Source organism: Serratia sp. BIGb0234 (assembly GCF_024809915.1).
Taxonomy (GTDB): Bacteria; Pseudomonadota; Gammaproteobacteria; order Enterobacterales; family Enterobacteriaceae; genus Serratia; species Serratia liquefaciens.
The window spans coordinates 645,758-665,973 of record NZ_JANUEI010000003.1 but is presented as its reverse complement, the minus strand read 5'-3'; the positions used below and the strand labels follow the sequence as shown (position 1 = coordinate 665,973).

Genomic DNA, 20,216 nt, shown 5'->3' with positions numbered 1-20,216 from the left:
ACCACCGGGGGATTGTTACCCAAGGTTATGTCGCGCAACCGGCAGCAGGTAACGTTCTGTTTCGGCCAGAATTTGCGCTAAAGAAGGATTATCCAACTGCCGGAATACCCGCTGCACATAAGGGTCCTCGCCTTCTCCCGGAATGCGCTGATCGCCCTGCCAGGTCTGCAGCAGTTTGGCTCGAGCCTTGATTTGCACCTCTTCATCCCAGTCAATCTGCTGCGTTTCCTGCTGGTAACATTGGCTTAGCCAAGCCCAGCCGCTTTTGTTCAGCAACAGTAACGGCTGACAGAGACCGCGCTGATAACCGGCCACCAGTTCGGCCAGTTGCTCGTGGGCAGCCTCTGCGCTCAGGGCGGCAAAACGCCAGGCTGCCCCTTTGCGACCGTAAATTCGGCTTTCCCCTGTGCCACCGGCGCAGCAGTACACCAGATGCTCCAGCCACAGCAATATCCCATCGACGGCCGACAGGGTGGATGGCCGCCAACGTAACAGCCCGTCTTCCTGAACCTGATGCAACCAGCCGCTAATGCGCACGCCGGCAATGTCGATATCCAGTTCAAGACTGTGCCCTTCGCTACGCTCTGCCCGCACCTGCTCAGCCAATTCAGCTATCTCTTCCTGCTGCTTCTGCCAATAAATTTCACCGAATGGGCCAAAGGGTAATCCGCCGGCGGCACGAACTCGCTGAAACAGGCGCGTGGCGTCCTCACCGTCAATCAGGGTATTCAACAGTTGGCTGTTGAACTGATAACGGCTGAGATTATCCAGGGTAAAGGGCTCTTCATCCGGCAGTTCGGTTTCTTCCAGAATGAAGCTGACCCCCAGACGGAGTTGGAAGAAGGCGCGGATAGGGTGGCGATAAAATCGCAGTAAATCATCCAGCAAAATCTGGGTCTGCGCTTCCGGCAGCAGAGGTTGATTAAACGCCGGATGTGCAGCTCCTTTTCCGTCGGCGGCCGGCAGCCATTCTGCGGCGTAGCTCTGATCTTCGGTACCGGGCAGGAAATTCTCGGCGGCAAACGGCATACGCGAGTGCCAGTTAAGCAAGTGATCACCCACGCGTTTTGCGCTGCCATCGGCGTCCAACGCCTCATCCCCCGGCAGGCAGTAGCTCTGTTCAAGGTATTCCAGCAGCTCGGTCACCAACACCGAAGGGTAACGTTCGCTGTTATCCTGAATGGAGCGGCCAATAAAGCTGATATACAGCCGTTGCTGCGCCGACAGTATCGCCTCCAGGAACAGATAGCGGTCATCATCACGGCGGCTACGATCGCCACGCTTGACCTGCTGTGCCATCAGATCAAAGCCTAACGGCGGCAGCGTCCGTGGGTAAACGCCGTCGTTCATGCCCAGCAGGCAAACCACGTTGAACGGGATGGAGCGCATCGGCATCAGGGTGCAGAAATTGATTTGCCCGGCCAGGAAACGCTGGCTGATCCGCTCCTGATCGAGGCGTGACGCCAGTTCATCACGCAGGATGGACAGTGGCACCTCATCGGGATAACGGGCCGCCAACCCGAACTCGAACAGCTTGTTCCACTGCTGCTCAATCAGCGCCAGCACCACTTCGGTTTCACCGTCCTGCTCAAAGAAGGTCTCCAGCAGTTGGCGGCACAGCGGCTGCCATTCCTGCAGCGTACGCAGTTGCCCCAGCCGTTGCCGCCAGCGGCTCAACGCCGCCAGCAGTTCAGCTAGCTGCCCAGCCAGCTCGGCGACCAATCCGCTCGATTCGTCGTAGGGCAAGACTCCCTGCCAGTCACCGGCATTGCTGTCCATGGCGTAACCCAACAGCATACGCGTAATGCCAAATTGCCAGGTGTGCTGTCCGGTGGCGGGCAAATCCAGTTCGCGCACGTTGTCGTCATCCAGGCCCCAGCGTACGCCGGATTCCCCCACCCAATGGCGCAACAGACGCAGGCCCTCTTCCCGGATGGAGAATCGCGCCGCCAGTGCGGGAACCTCCAGCAGTGCCAGCACCTGCTCTGAGGTAAAGCGGCTCTGCGGCAGATCCAACAGCGAGATAAAAGCCTGCAGCGCCGGGTGGGCCTGGCTGGCTTTGCGGTCAGAAATGGCAAACGGCAGGTAGCGTTCCGGGGAGGCATTGCCAAATACCGCCTGGATATAAGGCGTGTAATTGTCGATGTCCGCCACCATCACAATAATGTCGCGCGGCGTCAGCTCAGGGTCATCCGCCAACATGCTCAATAACTGATCGTGCAGCACCTCAACTTCACGCTGCGGGCTGTGGCAAGCGTGCAGGCTGATGGAGCGATCGGCAGGATCCAGTCGTCGTTTGGTGGCGCTGCTTTCCAGCGTTTCCGGCGTGGTGCCGATAACCGCACTGTTCTTCAGCTCCAGCATATCGTACTGAATGCCATGCAACAGATTGTCCGCAGGGATATCGACAAATGCGAAAACTTCCTGCGCAGATTCGATCTGCGAAAGCAAAAAGTGGTGGTCGCGTCCCAGCTTGCCCCATGAGGCCAACAGCGGGTTCGGCAGGTCTTGCTCACCGGCTTCATTAAACAGTGCGGCGGCATTTTCAGGATCTTTGAATAACGCATATTCGGTTTGATCCTGATAATGGCGTCGTTTGCGGCTCTGCAATTTCGCCAGAAATGATTGACTCTGAATATCTCCCCAGTAGTAGCGGCAAGGGTTAGTGAACATCAGGTGGACGTCAATGTGCCTGCCCAGCGCCTGGAGGGCCTCCAGATAGACCGGCGGCAATGCCGAAATGCCGCAGATAAAGACCCGTGGCGGCAATCCCGCCGGGGGCTGCTGTGCCTTTTCCAGCTCGTTGATAAAACGGCGATACAGGTTGGCGCGATGCCATTCCGGCTGCCCCAATTCCGCGGTGTACTCTACCAGGCGCGCCCACAGCGGGGCCTGCCATTGCTGCGCTTCCGCCAGTCCGTCAACGCGTTCGCCCTTCTGCCAGCTTTCCAGCCATTGCGGGCGATACACCAGGTATTGGTCAAACAGGTCCGCCACCCGACCGGCCAGTTGATGAATTTTACGTTTGTCGCCGTCGTCGGTGAGGTAATGCTGCAGTGGCGCAAATTCAGGCTGGGTGAGTAAATCGGGCAGCAGCCACATCAGCTTCCAGGTCATGGCGTCTTTGCTGAAGGCGCTCTCTTTCGGGATACCCGGTAACACCCGGGTAAACATGTCCCAGATGAAGGTAGCCGGCAGGGGGAAAGCAATGTTGGCGGCGATGCCGAACTGCTCCGCCAGTTGCATCTGCAGCCACTGCGCCATACCGGGGCTCTGCACCAGCACCACTTCCTGTTGGAAAGGATCGGCCAAGGGCTCTCTGGCTATCAAAATGCTGGTCAGCGTTTTTAACACGTCCAACTGATTGGAGTGATAAACCTTAAACATTGGGCGCTCCCTTAAAACAAAATATGTGCCAGCTCACTGGCGCATGCAGTACCAACGACTGAGTTCCGCCCACTGCTGTTGGGGCGTTTGTATTCTTACCACTAACCGCTGACAGGCAGGCTGTGGGCTGCTCAAGCTGGTCTCACGCCGCCAGCCGGGTGCCAGTGGCGGCAGCCCGGCATCCATGCGACCGGTAGCGGCGAACACTTCCAGATGCTGGTGCGCCAACGACCACGCCTGTCGATACTGCCACTGACGCTGGAACGACTGCAACAGCACCTGATGATACTGTAACAACCCCAGTAGCGACACCGCGAACAACAACGCGGCAATCAAGACCTCCGGCAAGCTGAAGCCCCGCTGGCGCCATAAGGTTGCGTCAGATGCTTCAGTTGGGTTAATCCTCACAGTCCGCCTGCTTTTTTTCAGGGCAAAAATCCAGCCACCCGCCGGTTTCTGCTCTGAGCGCAATCTCTCCGGTTGCGCCCTCAGGTTTGCTCCGTTGATATAACCGCAAAGGCTCTGCGCCATTCATCGGTGCTTCACCACGCACCAGGACAATACCCGCCTGGGAGGATAATTTTGCGCAGGCACGTAGCGCGTCGGCTTGCCGGCACCACCAGCCACTGACGCTCAATTGCCCGCGAGGCCAAGTCTGGGCCACACCCCAACTGAGCGCGGAAGCGGCCTGATTGTAAGCACGTAAATAGCGCTTCTCGTCGGTCGCCAGCAGTAAAGCGCTGTCCAGTTGGCGATGCTGGGCATTCAACAGCATCAGCCCCATCACCAACAGCATCATCACGGCCGCCAGGGTACTGCCGCCTCGTTCGGCACTAATGTTCATGGCATTGAAGCCATATTGACCGCCCAGACCAGGCTGCGCCGTATATTGCTATCCGCTTTCGCACGGCCACTTAGCACCAGCGTAGCCCAGGTTTTTCCGTTTTCACCCAGATTGGTCTTTACGCTGAAGGCTTCGATACGCACTTCGTCGTTATCGATCAGACGTTCCCAGCCACCGCCCCGACAATGATTAATACCCCGCTGCCCTTCCAACATCCCCTGGCGCAGGCGATAACCGAAATAGTCGGCATCGGCGCCGAAAGCCTCCCAATGGCCGTTACGACTGATGTCATAGGCGATAATCACGCAACTGCCCGCCGCTTCTCCGGGAAGGTGGCTAAGCAGTATTGGTTGCCCACGGCACTGACCGGCGCAAAACCCCGCACGGCGTAGATCTTTCTCAATGCCGAAGGCCAATTGCCGCAGTACCGACTCCAGCCGGTAGTGCCTGCCGACATCGACGCTGTGTTGACGTAAAACCGGATAGGTTTTGGCGGCAGCAAGCGCAATCAGGCTGCCGAACGTCAGCGCCAACATCACCTCCGGCAGCGTAAAACCCCGCTCTAAGGCTGACATAGCGCAACCCCCCTGATGCTCACCCCTTCGCTGCACAGTCGCAGTCGCCCCTTGGCAGACAGCACCAACCTCAGGCTGCCTGCACCGTTGCTAAGCACAATATGCCCCGCCTGCGCATTATTGCGCAGGCCATAAAACCCCATCTCTTTTTGGGTATGGCCTGTCAGCCGCACATCAGGGTAATGCGGCTTGAAGATGTCATCGTCGAGTGCAGCGCAATTCGCAGGCGTTTGACCTTCACCGATACACCAGGTCGTTCCGGGTTTAATCCCCAGCAGCGCCATGCGGTTGTGCCAGTTGGCATCAGCCTGCAACCGGTTGAGAAAAGCCAGCAGTTGTTGTGCAGTGTGTTCCAACCGCAAAGCCTGCTGATAATGACGCCAGTGGCTGACACCCCAGCCCGTCAGCAGACCCGCCAGGGTAATCACCACCAGCAGTTCTATCAGCGTCATACCGCGCTGGCCATCGGGGTTAAAATTCATCTCGTCGTTCATGGCGGCCAGTGTAATCAGGCGCGCAACAGGGTAAAGGGGGGCTTTTCAGCCTTGAAGCGCACCGCGCAGGCTTTCTATGCAACAGGTGAACAAGCACAACAAAATGCGATGCAGTGCGCAGTAAGGGAACGGCAGGAAAAGATAAGGGCGCAACCTGTGCGCCCTCGGGGATAACTTATGCGGAGAAAATCAGATAGCAACCGGTGCTTTGATTGGGGGATGCGGATCGTACCCTTCGATTTCAAAATCTTCGAAACGGTAATCGAACAGCGATGCCGGTTTGCGTTTGATCAAAAGCGTTGGCAAGGCACGCGGTTCACGGGTCAGCTGCAGCTGGGTTTGTTCCATATGGTTGCTGTATAGGTGGGTATCGCCGCCGGTCCAGACGAAATCACCCACTTCCAGATCGCATTGCTGCGCCATCATATGCACTAACAGCGCGTAGCTGGCAATGTTGAACGGCAGGCCGAGGAACACATCGCACGAGCGCTGGTACAGCTGACAGGATAATTTGCCGTCCGCCACGTAGAACTGGAAGAACGCATGGCATGGCGCCAGCGCCATCTGATCCAATTCACCCACGTTCCAGGCCGAGACTATGATGCGGCGTGAATCCGGATCCTGTTTCAGCTGGTTCAGCACCGTGGTCAACTGGTCGATCTGACGGCCGTCAGCGGCTCCCCAGGCACGCCACTGTTTACCGTACACCGGGCCAAGGTCGCCGTTCTCGTCCGCCCACTCGTCCCAGATGCTGACCTTGTTTTCCTTCAGGTAAGCCACGTTGGTGTCTCCGTTCAGGAACCACAACAGTTCATGGATGATCGAACGCAGGTGACATTTTTTGGTGGTCACCAACGGGAAGCCTTCCTGCAAATTGAAACGCATCTGGTGGCCGAAAATCGACAGCGTGCCAGTGCCGGTACGGTCGGCTTTAGGGGTGCCCTCGGCGAGCACTTTGTTCATCAAATCCAGATACTGTTTCATTTGTTCCTCACGACAGTTGTTGCTGCGGGCGACGACGATACGCCCAAATCATCATAATAATACCGGCCACCACCATAGGAACGGACAGGATCTGCCCCATGCTGATTACGCCGTCGAACAGGCCGAGCTGTGCATCCGGCTGACGGAAAGCTTCGACGATAATGCGGAATACGCCATAACCAATCAGGAACAGGCCGGAAACGGCGCCCATCGGCCGCGGTTTGCGAATAAACAGGTTCAGAATGATAAACAGCACCACGCCTTCCAGCAGCAGTTCATACAGCTGGGACGGGTGGCGCGGCAGCACGCCGTATTGATTCAGGATCGGCAGCAGTTGCGGATCGGCGGCGGCAAGCGCTACGTCTTCCGCGCGTGAACTTGGGAACAGCATCGCCCATGGGGTATCGGTGGTAACACGGCCCCAGAGTTCGCCGTTGATAAAGTTGCCCAAGCGGCCGGCACCCAGGCCGAAGGGGATCAGCGGGGCAATAAAATCAGAAACCTGGAAGAAGGTGCGTTTGGTACGACGAGCGAACCAGAACATTACCAGAATCACCCCCATCAGGCCGCCGTGAAACGACATACCGCCATCCCAGACTTTGAACAGATAGAGCGGGTTATCCAGGAACAGCGGCAGGTTGTAGAACAACACATAGCCAACGCGGCCACCGACGAACACGCCGAGGAAACCGGCATACAGCAGGTTCTCTACTTCATCCTTGGTCCAGCCGCTGCCCGGTTTGTTGGCACGGCGCACCGCCAGCCACATGGCAAAAACGAAGCCAACCAGGTACATCAGACCGTACCAATGCAGAGAGACCGGACCGATAGAGAAAATCACCGGATCAAATTTAGGAAACGCCAGATAGCTATTGGTCATCTATCACCACAACATGTCTATTATTCTTCCCCATCCGGGGGCGGCAGGTGCCAAACGCGGTGAAACGCAGCAGGAGCACTTTTTCCGTTGCTTTCAACACAGTGAGGAGGCGGATAATAGCATAAGCTTAAGCGTCTCCGGACTGGACTGCTGGGAAAAGTTCTGTAAAAAAATCAGTCAGCCTGCGGCGTTACTTGCCGCCGCGGATCAACCCGCCCATGCCGCGCCGCTCCATAAACGCCGCCACCTGATGGCGCACTTCGGTGGTCATTTGGGCACTGAGTACCCGCTGCGCCAGCACTTCGGCATCGGAGAGCTCAATATGCCGCAGCAGATATTTGATCCGCGCCACGCTACGTCCGTTCATGCTCAGGTTGCGGTAGCCCATGCCCACCAGCAACAAGGCCCCCATGGGATCGCCGGCCAGTTCACCGCACAACCCCACCGGCAGCCCGACGGCCTGGGCCTGAACGACAATCATCTTGAGCACCTGCAGCATGGAAGGATGCAGGCTGTCGTATAGCGAAGCCACTCGGGTATTGTTGCGATCCACCGCCAACAGGTACTGAGTCAGGTCGTTGGTACCGACCGAAATAAACTCCACCCGCCCGGCCAGATGCGGGATCAGGAAGATCATCGACGGCACTTCAAGCATTACGCCAAGTTTGGGTTTGGGAATTTCATACCCCAGCACTTCTTCTACTTCCCGCCCAGCGCGGTCGATCAGGCGTCGGGCCTCGTCGATCTCTTCCAGACTGGTGATCATCGGCAGCAAAATGCCCAGATTGCCGGTACCGGCATTGGCACGCAGCATGGCGCGCACCTGGATCAGGAAGATTTCCGGCTGATCCAGGGTGATGCGGATACCGCGCCAACCCAGACAGGGGTTTTCTTCGCTGATAGGCATATAAGGCAGCTGCTTATCGGCGCCGATATCCAGCGTGCGCAGCGTCACCGGCTTGTTCGGATAGAGCTGCAACATACCCTGATATTGGGCGACCTGTTCCTCTTCGGAAGGGAAGCCACTCTGCAGCATAAATGGAATTTCGGTACGGTAGAGGCCGACGCCATCGACGCGCCCTCCCAGCAATTGCTCGTGCTCCGGGCTAAGACCGGCGTTGAGCATCACCTGCACTCGCTCGCCGCTTTTGAGCTGAGCCGGCTGTTCGACATCGTCTTCCGCCAATCGGCTTAATTCCAGCTCTTCGCTGATCAGCCGCTGGTATTCCTGCACCAGCACCGGCTCAGGATCAACCAGCAGCTCGCCGCGATAGCCATCGACAATCAGCAGGCGCTGGCTGAGCAATGCAGGCTGGATATCCGCCCCCATCACCGTCGGCACACCCATCGCCCGCACCAAAATAGCCGCGTGTGAGTTGGCGGCACCGTCGCGGACCACCACGCCGACCAGCCTGTCCTGTGGCATTTCGGCCAACAGGGTAGCGGTCAGTTCATCGGCTACCAGCACAAAACGCGCCGGCCACTGGGTTGCGCCCTGAGTGGTATCGTCGAGGTGGAATAAAAGACGCTGACCGAGCGCGCGCAGATCGCTGGCGCGCTCGCGCATGTAGGTGTCTTGCAGGCTGGCGAACTGGGCGGCAAAGACTTCGATCACCTGTTTCACCGCCCATTCGGCCACGGAGCCGGCATCGATCTCGGCGAAGAGTTCGCGCTTGAGACGGGCGTCGTTCAGCAGGTGAGAGTAAAGATCGAAAATCGCCGCGCTCTCTTTTTGCGAGCTGGCGGCAAAGCGCTTGCTGAAACGGCGGAATTCCGCCCCGGCTTCTTCCAGCGCCTGGGTCAGGCGTTCACGTTCGCTGGCGGTATCGAGCGTTGAGGCCTTGTAAACCTGATCGAGTGACGGCTGGCTGCTGTCCTGCCAACCTTCAGCCACTGCCACGCCTGGCGATGCCGCCAGCGCACGAATGCGCGTCTGGCGATACTGGCCAAAAAGAGCGTTAAGCTGCGATTGGGATAGGATACCGGCCATTTGCGTGGCCAGCGTCACCATAAAAGACTCTTCGCTTTCGTCGAACTGGCGCAGCTCACGCTGCTGAACCACCAATACGCCCAGCAGTTGGCGGCGATGAATGATCGGCACGCCGAGGAAGGATCGGAACCGATCCTCCTTCACCTGGGGAATATATTTGAAGCTGGGGTGGCTCTGCGCGTCCGCCAGGTTAATCGGCTCCGCACGGCGCCCAACCAGGCCGACGATGCCTTCATCAAAGGCCAGTGCGATAGTGCGCCCACGCGGTTTTTTTAACCCGCGTGTCGCCATCAGGTAATAACAGCGGCGGTCATTGTCTGCCAGATAGATGGAACAGACTTCCGTATCCATTGCCAGACAGGTTTCATTAACCAAAAGATCCAGCGCATCTGTCAGGCTGGCCGCCGCGGCCACCTTCTCAACAATTTCTCGCAAGCGCGTGAGCATAGTCGGCTTAACTTAACCTCTCTTCCGGCGATAAGCGGGGGTCTGCCGCTGCGCTGCCTGCTCCTGCATCGGCATCACGGTGACGGCGAATTCTTTCATCACCCGGCGGTAAACGTCGCGTTTGAACGACACCACCTGGCGCACCGGATACCAAAAGCTCACCCAGCGCCAGCCGTCAAACTCCGGCGTGCTGCTGCGTTGCATATTGATATCAGCGTCATTGCACATTAACTGCAAAAGAAACCATTTCTGCTTTTGGCCGATACAAACCGGCTTTGTGTCCCAACGCACCAAACGTTTTGGCAATTTATAGCGCAACCAGTTGCGGGTTGAGGCCAGGATACGCACATCCTTTTTGCTCAGCCCCACTTCTTCGAACAGCTCACGGTACATTGCCTGTTCTGCGGTTTCACCGGGGTTGATCCCCCCTTGGGGAAACTGCCAGGAGTGTTGACCGTAACGGCGAGCCCACAGGACTTGCCCCTGACGATTACAGATTACGATACCAACATTCGGGCGGTAGCCATCATCATCGATCACCGGACTACCTCGATAAGCTTAAATTCGCATAGATACCCTGATTGTTTCACACAAGCTACAGGCGGTAAACCACTGCTTTGCGGCGGTGCAGACCGGATAACATTGGGATAACTCACAGATAATGGCAAAGTTATAAACATGTGAAGCCGTTTGCACGCGGTTTTATTCACTTTTTCTGTGGATAGGTGTGTGAAGAACTCAAGGGATAAGCCGGTAAAACTCTGGTGAACTCAAAATAACCATAAAAACAAAAACAAAAATACATCAATAAAAACATAAAGTTATATATTTATCAACAACCCTATACAGAGTAAAAATGTGATCTTTATCCGTTTAGGATCTTACCCTGGCGAAAGATCCACCAACGTCGTTTTTATCCACAGATTATCCGTATGAGTTACGCACAAAACGGACAATTTCGCAAAAAAACCCCTGAGTCAAGGCTGTAAATCGAACCAGTGATCGGTAAAAATTTGGGTTATCCCATAAATCTGTGGATAAATAGGTGTAAGATCCTGTTTATTGTCGGTGGCTTCAGGTGCACAAGCGTCGCCCTGAATTTTTCCTCCGTCATGTAGCGGGAAAAAAGTCATGGAAAATCATGCTACTATTATTCTTTTCCCCAGACCTTGCCCACCAAGGTTCGCTGTGTACAAATACAGTACGTTTTTCAACCAAATCTAGCAGGTTCGCATTATGGCGTTTTTATCTCCTCTGCCCCCTCCTCCAGAAAATGAACAGCAACTGTTTGAACGGGCGCAGCAGCTTGCCGGCTGTCAGTTGGGAGAACTGGCGACACGTGCGCAGTTGCCTATTCCAAAAGACCTGAAGCGGGATAAAGGATGGGTTGGCATGCTGCTGGAGCAGTATCTTGGCGCCATGGCCGGCAGCAAGCCGGAACAGGATTTTCCCGAGTTGGGCATCGAGCTGAAAACCATCCCGATAGACGCCGCCGGCAAGCCGCTGGAAACCACTTTCGTCTGCGTAGCGCCCTTGACCGGCAACAGCGGCGTCACCTGGGCCAGCAGCCACGTACGCCATAAGCTGGCGCGGGTGCTGTGGATCCCGGTGGAAGGCGAGCGGCAGATTCCGCTGGCACAGCGGCGCATAGGTTCACCACTGTTGTGGAGCCCGAACGAAGAAGAAGAAGAGATGCTGCGCCGCGACTGGGAAGAGCTGATGGATTTGATCGTGCTTGGCCACGTAGAACGGATCACCGCACGGCACGGTGAAGTGCTGCAACTACGCCCCAAGGCGGCCAACAGTAAAGCCCTGACCGAAGCCATCGGCGAACAAGGTCAGCCGATCCTCACATTACCGCGTGGTTTCTATTTGAAAAAAAGTTTCACCGCCGCGCTGCTGGCAAGACATTTCTTAATCTGATCGCTTTTGTTTAGGCTGTGTTTAGCTAACAGTGTCGCCGTATCAATAAACGCGTATAATTCAGCCTTTGCTTTTTATTAAGGTGTGGCTAGGCAATGTTCGAATGGATTATGGATCCCAATGCCTGGTTAGCGTTAGGTACGCTGACCATTCTTGAGATCATTCTGGGTATTGATAACATTATTTTCCTTTCCCTGGTGGTGTCTAAACTGCCGAAAGCCCAGCAGAACAAGGCGCGTCGCATCGGGCTGGCCGGCGCAATGTTAATGCGTCTGGGGCTGTTGGCCTCTATCGCCTGGGTGATCCGTCTGACCCATCCGCTGTTTACCATCATGGATCACAGCGTTTCGGCTCGCGATCTGATCCTGCTGCTGGGCGGGCTGTTCCTGATTTGGAAAGCCAGTAAAGAGATCCATGAAACCATCGAAGGGTCGGACGAAGAGCACCACACTAAAGTGCACGGCTTCTTCGGTGCCATCGTGCAGATCATGCTGCTGGATATCATTTTCAGCCTGGATTCAGTGATCACCGCGGTAGGCCTGTCCGATCATCTGTTTATCATGATGGCAGCAGTAGTGATTGCCGTGGGCGTTATGATGTTTGCCGCCCGGCCGATTGGCGAGTTCGTTAACCGCCACCCTTCGGTGAAAATGCTGGCGCTGGCATTCTTGATCCTGGTGGGCTTCACCCTGATGCTGGAAAGCTTCCAGGTGCATGTACCTAAAGGCTACATCTACTTTGCGATGTTCTTCTCGATGTCGGTAGAAGCGCTCAACCTGATGCGCAGCAAGAAAAAACCCGCCTCTGAGTAATCCCCCAACGGGAGCGAACGTAAGCCGCTCCCGTTAATATTTTTGTATCCCCCGCACAGTTTCAATGTCACTTTCTCTTACAGAGATAAGGACTTATCCGAAACACGATGCATCTATAGTTTGCTAATCTAGAAAGAAGCTTCTTTTTGCATACATAACTGAGGATCCGCAGGATGAAAAAGTGGGTAATGGCAGTGTCTGCGTTGGTGATGGCCGCCGGGTTGGCGGGATGCTCCAGCGATTACGTGATGGCGACCAAAGACGGCAATATGATCCTGACTCAGGGCAAGCCAGAGATTGACCAAGATACCGGCCTCATCAGCTATAAAGACGAAAAAGGCAACCATCGCCAGATCAACGGCGATCAGGTTTCACAGGTCATCGAACGCTAGTTTCCCGATCGGCTATCGCCCCCGCGTTGCGCGATAGCCCTCCCCGCACTGAATCCACTTCCCCCATCTTCTCGGCTTGGTTATAGTCGGCAAAGGCGAGATCACCGCCTTGCAGATTGTTTGGCTCCTGTTTTATCGGGTGTATAGCCCGTAAGCGCTAACACGAAAGGAAGGCCGTTAATGCAATACCACCGTATTCCCCACAGTTCTTTAGAAGTGAGCGTGCTGGGACTGGGCACCATGACCTTTGGCGAACAGAACAGTGAAGCCGATGCCCACGCGCAACTCGACTATGCATTAGCCGCTGGCATCAACCTGATCGATACCGCAGAGATGTACCCGGTACCGCCCCGCCCTGAAACCCAGGGGCTGACCGAACAGTACATCGGCAGTTGGATCAAGGCTCGCGGCAACCGTGAGAAACTGGTGCTGGCCAGCAAAATCGCCGGGCCGGTGCGCGGGACTGACAGCAGTATCCGCCCGCAGCAGGCGCTGGATCGCAAAAACATCCGTGCCGCGCTGGACGCCAGCCTGAAACGCCTCAACACCGATTATCTCGATCTCTACCAGTTGCATTGGCCGCAGCGCGCGACCAACTTCTTCGGTAAGCTCAACTATCAGTACACTGACGAAAAGGCTACCGTCACCCTGCTGGAAACGCTGGAAGCGCTGACCGAGCAGGTGCGCGCCGGTAAAATACGTTATATCGGGGTGTCCAACGAAACGCCTTGGGGCGTGATGCGTTACCTGCAGTTGGCTGAAAAGCATGAGCTGCCGCGCATCGTCTCAATTCAGAACCCCTACAGCCTGTTGAACCGCAGTTTTGAGATTGCTCTGGCGGAGATCAGCCAGCACGAAGGCGTCGAACTGTTAGCCTATTCCAGCCTGGCGTTCGGCACCCTGAGCGGCAAGTATTTGAACGGCGCCAAACCGGCCGGTGCGCGAAATACGCTGTTTAGCCGCTTTAATCGTTATTCGGCCCCGCAAACGCAGTTGGCGATTGCCGAATACGTCGCATTAGCCAAAAAACACGGACTGGATCCTTCGCAGATGGCCCTGGCCTTTGTTCGCCAGCAACCCTTCGTTGCCAGTACCCTGCTGGGCGCCACCACGTTGGAACAGCTGAAAATCAACATCGACAGTTTCGACCTGGTGTTGAATGAAGACGTGCTTCAGGGGCTGGAGGAGATCCACACCCGCTTTACCATTCCTGCCCCCTAAATAATCAGGGGCGCCTAAACCGCGCCCCTTTTGATTATTTTGCCCGTCGTTGCGACAACCACAGTGCGCCGATCGCCAGCGCGAAAACCACACCAAAACCGATCCCCACGCCGACCACCGGTACGCTGACTTTCACCGCCAGCGAATAGAGCCCGAGCATCAACAGCATGGCGGTGTTCTCGCCAAGGTTTTGCACCGCGATCGCGTTGCCTGCCCCCACCGATTTTTTGCCTCGTTCTTGCAACAACGCATTCAACGGCACCACAAAGAAGCCGCCCAAGACGCCGATAATCAGCAGTACCGCATAGGCGCTAAGCAAGGTAGTTTGCAGCGCGAATATCGCCACCGCTACGCCAATCAAGATCCCGGCCGGCATACAGCGTTTCACGGTCTCAAGCGTAACGAAGCGAGCTGCGGCACCGGCGCCAACCACAATCCCCACCGCCACCATGGCATTCAGCAACGTCGGCGTGGCGTTATCGGCGATACCCAGCGCCACCGGTACCCACAGCACCAACAGAAAGCGCAGCGTGACCCCTGCGCCCCAAAACAGGCTGGTACCAATCAATGAGAAACGGGTTTGCCCATCGCGCCACAGCACCACACAGGCGTTGAAGAAAGCGCGAGTCATGGCACGTGGCGTCCATGACGTCGCCGGATGTGCCGCAGGCAGGCGCGGAATATACAGGTTGGCGATCACCGCCGCTGCATAAACCAGCGCACATACCGCCAGTGCCGCGACCACGTGCCAGTCTGCCAGGATGCCGCCGGCCACCGAGCCCAGCAGGATCGCCGCGATAGTGGAAGCCTCCATCAGGCCGTTGGCCTTGACCAGTTTCTCACCGCTGGTGATCTCACCCAAAATCCCATATTTGGCCGGTGAATAAGCTGCGGCACCCACGCCCACCAGGCTATAACCGAGGAACGGATCCAACCCGAAACAGATCACCAATGCGCCAGCCAGCTTCAGGCCGTTAGCCACCATCATCACCCGCCCTTTCGCAAAGCTGTCGGCAATCTGGCCGACAAAAGGCGCGAGAATGATATAGGTGGCGACAAACGCCATCTGCAGAATCGGCTGACTCCAGTCGGGATAAAGCTGTTGTTTGATCAGCGCCAGCGTGGCGAACAGCAACGCATTGTCACCGAACGCAGAGAGAAACTGTGCGCAAATGACGGCAATCATGCTGCGCGAAAGCAAGGGTGAATCAGTGTTCGACGACGGGTTCATCAGACAGTCTCCGGCTGTTCAGCCATTTTACGCAGGGTCACAAAATCCGGTTTGCCACTGCCCAGCACCGGCAGCGTTTTCAACAGGCGAATATCACGCGGTACCGCCAGTTCAGGGCTGCCCAATTCACGCGCTGCCCGCAGCAAGGCTTCGCGGGTTACGCTTGCATCGGTAGTGAACAGCACCAGTGCCTCGCCTTTACTGCTGTCACTTTTCACCGTGGCGGCGTGCAGCCCTTCCGGCGATACGCGCTGTGCCAGCAGCTCCACGCTTTCCAGCGAGACCATTTCGCCCGCCAGTTTGGCAAAGCGCTTCACCCGACCGCGGATCACACAGTAGCCCTGTTCGTCCAGCGTGACGATATCGCCGGTATCGTACCAGCCCGGCTGCAGGTTGCCCTGTTCATCCTCTGCCGCTGGCGGCTCCAGCTCGCCCGGATGCTCCACCCGCAGATAGCCTTTCATGATATTCGGCCCACGCAGTTGCAGGCGTCCACCGTTCTCAATACCCGGCACCTTCATTAAACGCGCTTCCATATTCGGCATGATGCGCCCGACGGTACCCACCTTGGCCGCCAGCGGCACGTTGATTGACACCACCGGCGCACACTCGGTCACGCCATAGCCTTCCAGGATGCGAATACCGTATTTGTCCTGATAAATCTGTTTGGTGCTGTCCGCCAGCTTTTCCGCACCGGCTACCACATAGCGCAACCGGGCAAAGTCATACGGATGAGCAAAACGCGCATAGTTATTGAGGAAAGTGGCCGTGCCGAACAGCACGGTGCAGTTACGGTCATACACCAGTTCCGGCACCACGCGGTAATGCAGCGGACTGGGGTAGAGGAAGATGCGGCTGCCGGTCATCAACGGGGTCAACAGCCCGACCGTCAAACCAAACGAGTGAAACAGCGGCAGCGACGACATAAAACGGTCGCGCGGAGTGAAGTCGGCAATGGTACGGATCTGCTCAACGTTGGCCAGCAGGCTGGCGTGGGAGTGCACCACGCCCTTCGGATTGCCCTCCGACCCCGAGGTGAACAAGATCAGTGCCGCATCGTCAGGCTGCTGCGGCAGCATGGCGCGCGCGGGTTGGAACAGATGACGCAGGATCCACAGCTTGTCCGCCAGGGTCACGGTATCTTTCAGATCCTCCAGATACACCCAGTTGGCCTCCGGCACCTGCTGCGGCAAATGTGTCAGCTTGCCTTTTTCCAGGAACTGGCGCGAGGTGACGATGGTTTTAAGACTGGCGGCGAGCATGGCGCTTTTCAGGCCGTTGGAACCCGCGGTGTAGTTGAGCATCGCCGGGATACGGTTGCGCAGCGAGGCACCAAAAATCGCCGCGGCGGTAATGGTGGCATTCGGCAATAGCATGCCGACATGTTCGCCCTCGGCGGTAAAGCGCTGCAGGATACGGCTGACGCCCAGCGCTTTTTTAATCAGTGTCTGGTAGCTGTCTTCCTTGAAGTTGATATCTTCAATGCACGGCTTGCTCCGACCATAGCGATGCTGCGCCGCCAGCAAAGCGCGGAACAGGGTCTGTGGCTCGCGCGTGTCCATACGCGCCTTCATCATGATCTGGTGCAAACGATCGCCGGCCAGCATGCGACGTTCTCGGGCGCGTGGCGCGACCGGCATCGGCAATGACGTCGGCGGTAAAATACGGATGCTGATCTGCGGGAACCAACGGATCTTGAATACCCCGGCCATACGCCCAAAAGGGCTGAATTCGGCGCCATCAAGCCGTATCGGCACCACGGTCGCCCCCGATTTGGCGGCAATAAACGCGGCACCATCATAAATTTTCATCAGTGAGCCGGTCACGGTAATGCGCCCTTCGGGGAACACCACGATGGGCCGCCCTTGCTCAACCATGCGCACCAACTGTTTGATGGCCATCGGCTTGGTGGGATCGAGCGAAACGAAATCGATATAAGGCCGCAACCAGCGCATAAACCAACGTTCGCCAATGCTGGCGTAGACGGCAAACACCGGTTTGATCGGCAAAAACAGCGCCAACAGAATACCGTCGAGGAAGGAGATGTGATTGGGCGTAATCAGCAGCTTTTTCTGATCGAAATGTCGGGCGTCGCCCTCAACGCGTACCCGGTACAGCAGGCGGAATAGCACCCGCAGCATTGAAAAGATCATGCCCTTCTCCCTTTGCCCAAGATGAGCGTAAATGGTTGTAGGGAAAAGAATACTATATGGCAGGCAAAAAAAAACCTACGCATCCGCGTAGGTTGGTGCAATTGAAAATGGCTTCAACATACAGAGTATGCTGATTTCTCACCAATCAATACCTCTGGGATCACCTACTCTAGAGAGGTGGCGATTAAGAAACTACCGATCAATCGCAAGAGTTTTGCTCTAAATGCAACCAGCTGTAAATTTCCCGCGATGTACTGAAATAACTCAATGAAATGTAAATAGTCCTGCGGAATAAAAATACAAAATCAGATTTTACGCAGGCGGGACGGAGGGGGATCGGGCAAAAAAAAACCTACGCATCTGCGTAGGTTGGTGCAAATTAATATGGGCTCAACAAACAAGTTGCTGAAACTCACCAATCAATACCTCTGGGACGTTTAATTTACCGCGTTGAGCCGAAAACCAGCCAGCGGCCAATCGAAACATTAGGGCGCAAAGTGTAACCAGCGGTGTATCCCCAAGGCCTTTCAAGCCACAGTGAGCTCGCCTTGCCGTGGGGTTGGATGTTTATCGTACGCTCACTTCTACCAGGCAGCTCATGGCGTTCGGCCCTTGAGTCAATGGCGAGGTACCGATATCCAGCGTTAACACGTTCGGGTTGCCGGACTGTTCCACCTGCAGGCGCTCGGCACCAAAACCTGGGTCAAACCAGGCGCCGGTTGCCATCAGCACTACGCCCTGGGTGACGCCGTCGGTGATCGCAACGCCTGCCAGGCAATTGCCACGCGCGTTGCTGACCTGTACCTCCGCCCCCTCGGCAATGCCGCGCCTGGCTGCATCTTCCGGGTGCATATACAGCGTTTCGCGCCCGGCCGTTTTATTGCCCTGCGCCAGCGGCGCCGGATCCATCTGGCTATGCAGGCGATCGCTCGGTTGGATAGATATCAGATGCAATGGCCACTCTTTGGCTTCCGGTGCCCCCAGCCACTCGACTGGCGGCTGCCACTGCGGATGCGGGGCAAAATCGGCATAGCGATAACCGGCGATTTTCTCGCTGAACAACTCAATCTTGCCGCTCGGCGTTTGCAGCGGATTGGCCTGCGGATCGGCACGAAAATCGTCGAAAAACACGAATTCTTTCGCCGGTGCCGGCAGCTCGACGTAGCCTTTGCGCCAGAAATCCTCAAACTCGGGCCATTCTACGCCGGTCCCCGCCTGCGCCTGGCCGCATTGTTGATAGATAGATTCGATCCAGGCCCGCTCGTCGCGGTTTTCGGTGAACTGCTCACGGTAACCGAGCCGCTCCGCCAGATCGGCAAAAATATCAAAGTCGTTACGTGCCTGATGCTGTGGCGCAATGGCCTGATGCATCGCCAATACGTAGCGATCGCGCGATGAACCGCCGATATCGTTACGTTCCAGCGAGGTGGTAACCGGCAGCACGATGTCCGCCATCTTGGCCGCCGGCGTCCACCAGATATCCTGCACAATCACCGTATCCGGTTTCTGCCAGCCTTCCACCAGCCGGTTTAGCTGCTGGTGATGATGGAACGGGTTGCCGCCGGCCCAGTGCACCAAATGAATATCCGGATACTGGTGCGTCTCGCCACGGAACTGATAGGAGCCGCCGGGTTGCAACAGCATGTCGCAGATACGCGCCACCGGGATGGCAAGCCCACAAGGGTTGGCGCCGACCGGCATCATGGGCCCCGGCGTATCCACCCGCGGGTTGCCGACCCCGTTCATCGAGCCGTGACCAAAGGAGAAACCGCCCCCCGGCAGCCCCACCTGGCCGAGCATCGCCGACAAGGCAATCATCATCCAGTAGGGTTGTTCACCGCGATGGGCACGCTGAACCGAATAGGAACAGGTGATAAAACTGCGCACGCCGATCAGTTGCTGCGCCAGCAAACCGATACGCGCCGCCGGAATGCCGGTGATGGCACTGGCCCATTCAGGCGTTTTCGCCACGCCGTCGTCGGTGCCGCGCAGATAATCCGCCAACTGGCTATAGCCGGTGCAGTGGCTATAGAGGAAAGCTTCGTCCTGAGCGCCACGGCGCTGGATTTCATACGCCAGTGCCAGCATCAGCGCCACGTCGGTATTCGGGCGAATTGGGATCCATTCGGCATTAACAAATTCCGGGCAGTCATCACGCATCGGGCTGATGTTGATCACCGGAGTGCCTTTTTTCACCAGCTTTTGCAGCCAGGGTTTGAGCGAGTGCTCCGCCGCACCGCCGGAAGAGACCTGGGCATTTTTCAACGCCAGGCCGCCGAAGGCCACAAACAGCTCGCAGTGCTCAACCACGCTGGGCCAGCTGGTGACACGGCCGGTCAATGGGGTGAAAGTGCCGATCACATACGGCAGGAAAAACTGGGCCGCTCCCCAGCTGTAGTTGCCCAACTGATCGACACCGCCGCCGCCAGCAAAATAAAAACGGCGCACCAGCGAACGAGCGTGGTGCAGGCGCCCGGCAGATGACCAGCCATAGGAACCGGTAAACAAGCCGGAGGGGCCGTAGCGATCGCGCACGCGCCGGTTCTCTTCCGCCACCAGATCGAGCGCCAGATCCCAATCCACTTCGACAAAATCCTCGCGGCCACGTAGCGTACGGTCGCTGCCTTCACGCTTTTGCAGCCAGGAACGGCGCACGGACGGCTTGCGGATGCGCTTGTCGGAATAAGCCATCGGCGCGATGGAGTCGAGCATTGGGGAAGGATCCGGATCGTCGGCAAACGGCTCACAACGGATAAGCCTGCCGTCTTCAACCACGGCGGTATAGGCGCCCCAGTGAGCGAGTTGCGGATAGCGTTTAATCGACATGGTGTTCTCAGCCAAGAATGGATGCCCAAAAATAGCATTAGCCGACGCGCCGCGCCA

16 protein-coding genes are annotated in these 20,216 nt (G+C 56.9%); 4 read left to right on the top strand and 12 right to left on the bottom strand.

The window, feature by feature from the left end:
- Positions 1–15: 15 nt before the first annotated feature.
- The 9 genes from recC to rppH all read right to left on the bottom strand — a co-directional run bounded on the left by recC (position 16) and on the right by rppH (position 10,141).
- Positions 16–3,387, bottom strand: coding sequence for an exodeoxyribonuclease V subunit gamma (gene recC, locus M2407_RS15890; RefSeq protein WP_259218580.1), 3,372 nt, complete (start codon positions 3,385–3,387; stop codon positions 16–18).
- Between the two features lie 33 nt (positions 3,388–3,420).
- The gene (locus M2407_RS15885; protein WP_128865134.1) at positions 3,421–3,795 is read right to left on the bottom strand and encodes a prepilin-type N-terminal cleavage/methylation domain-containing protein; all 375 of its coding nucleotides are present in this window, start codon (positions 3,793–3,795) and stop codon (positions 3,421–3,423) included.
- A complete protein-coding gene (locus M2407_RS15880) occupies positions 3,785–4,231 on the bottom strand; it encodes a YgdB family protein (RefSeq protein WP_128865135.1) in 447 nt (148 codons plus the stop codon). Before M2407_RS15880 ends, M2407_RS15885 begins: the two co-directional genes overlap by 11 nt.
- Positions 4,228–4,806 (bottom strand): prepilin peptidase-dependent protein, encoded by a 579-nt coding sequence (locus M2407_RS15875; RefSeq protein ID WP_142814511.1) that lies wholly within the window; start codon positions 4,804–4,806, stop codon positions 4,228–4,230. Before M2407_RS15875 ends, M2407_RS15880 begins: the two co-directional genes overlap by 4 nt.
- Positions 4,794–5,300: a prepilin peptidase-dependent protein gene (locus M2407_RS15870; RefSeq protein ID WP_259218578.1), complete on the bottom strand. Its 507-nt coding sequence runs from the start codon at positions 5,298–5,300 to the stop codon at positions 4,794–4,796. The genes M2407_RS15875 and M2407_RS15870 overlap by 13 nt, the downstream gene beginning before the upstream one ends.
- 189 nt (positions 5,301–5,489) lie before the next feature.
- A complete protein-coding gene (gene thyA, locus M2407_RS15865; RefSeq protein WP_020828397.1) occupies positions 5,490–6,284 on the bottom strand; it encodes a thymidylate synthase in 795 nt (264 codons plus the stop codon).
- A 7-nt stretch (positions 6,285–6,291) separates the two neighbouring features.
- Positions 6,292–7,164, bottom strand: coding sequence for a prolipoprotein diacylglyceryl transferase (gene lgt / locus M2407_RS15860; RefSeq protein WP_020828398.1), 873 nt, complete (start codon positions 7,162–7,164; stop codon positions 6,292–6,294).
- Positions 7,165–7,354: 190 nt separating this feature from the next.
- Positions 7,355–9,601 (bottom strand): phosphoenolpyruvate--protein phosphotransferase, encoded by a 2,247-nt coding sequence (gene ptsP, locus M2407_RS15855; RefSeq protein ID WP_020828399.1) that lies wholly within the window; start codon positions 9,599–9,601, stop codon positions 7,355–7,357.
- Between the two features lie 12 nt (positions 9,602–9,613).
- Complete coding sequence (rppH, locus tag M2407_RS15850) at positions 9,614–10,141, bottom strand: RNA pyrophosphohydrolase (RefSeq protein ID WP_012146527.1); 528 nt, start codon at positions 10,139–10,141, stop codon at positions 9,614–9,616.
- 696 nt (positions 10,142–10,837) lie between these two features.
- Between rppH and mutH the strand changes: the two genes are divergently transcribed.
- The 4 genes from mutH to M2407_RS15830 all read left to right on the top strand — a co-directional run bounded on the left by mutH (position 10,838) and on the right by M2407_RS15830 (position 13,949).
- Positions 10,838–11,524, top strand: coding sequence for a DNA mismatch repair endonuclease MutH (gene mutH, locus M2407_RS15845; protein ID WP_046372754.1), 687 nt, complete (start codon positions 10,838–10,840; stop codon positions 11,522–11,524).
- A 95-nt stretch (positions 11,525–11,619) separates the two neighbouring features.
- Positions 11,620–12,336 carry a TerC family protein gene (locus M2407_RS15840; RefSeq protein ID WP_020828401.1) on the top strand — a complete coding sequence of 239 codons (717 nt, stop codon included), beginning with the start codon at positions 11,620–11,622 and terminating at the stop codon, positions 12,334–12,336.
- Between the two features lie 173 nt (positions 12,337–12,509).
- On the top strand, positions 12,510–12,728 hold the full coding sequence (locus M2407_RS15835) for a YgdI/YgdR family lipoprotein (protein WP_020828402.1): 219 nt from the start codon (positions 12,510–12,512) through the stop codon (positions 12,726–12,728).
- 180 nt (positions 12,729–12,908) lie between these two features.
- Complete coding sequence (locus M2407_RS15830; protein WP_130016958.1) at positions 12,909–13,949, top strand: NADP(H)-dependent aldo-keto reductase; 1,041 nt, start codon at positions 12,909–12,911, stop codon at positions 13,947–13,949.
- 34 nt (positions 13,950–13,983) lie between these two features.
- On the opposite strand, the gene lplT is transcribed toward M2407_RS15830, so the two are convergent.
- The 3 genes from lplT to M2407_RS15815 form a co-directional block, all read right to left on the bottom strand.
- A complete protein-coding gene (gene lplT / locus M2407_RS15825) occupies positions 13,984–15,180 on the bottom strand; it encodes a lysophospholipid transporter LplT (protein ID WP_115058129.1) in 1,197 nt (398 codons plus the stop codon).
- On the bottom strand, positions 15,180–17,333 hold the full coding sequence (gene aas, locus M2407_RS15820; RefSeq protein WP_259218574.1) for a bifunctional acyl-ACP--phospholipid O-acyltransferase/long-chain-fatty-acid--ACP ligase: 2,154 nt from the start codon (positions 17,331–17,333) through the stop codon (positions 15,180–15,182). The genes lplT and aas overlap by 1 nt, the downstream gene beginning before the upstream one ends.
- Positions 17,334–17,900: 567 nt before the next feature.
- Positions 17,901–20,159: a molybdopterin guanine dinucleotide-containing S/N-oxide reductase gene (locus M2407_RS15815; protein ID WP_259218573.1), complete on the bottom strand. Its 2,259-nt coding sequence runs from the start codon at positions 20,157–20,159 to the stop codon at positions 17,901–17,903.
- Positions 20,160–20,216 lie beyond the last annotated feature (57 nt).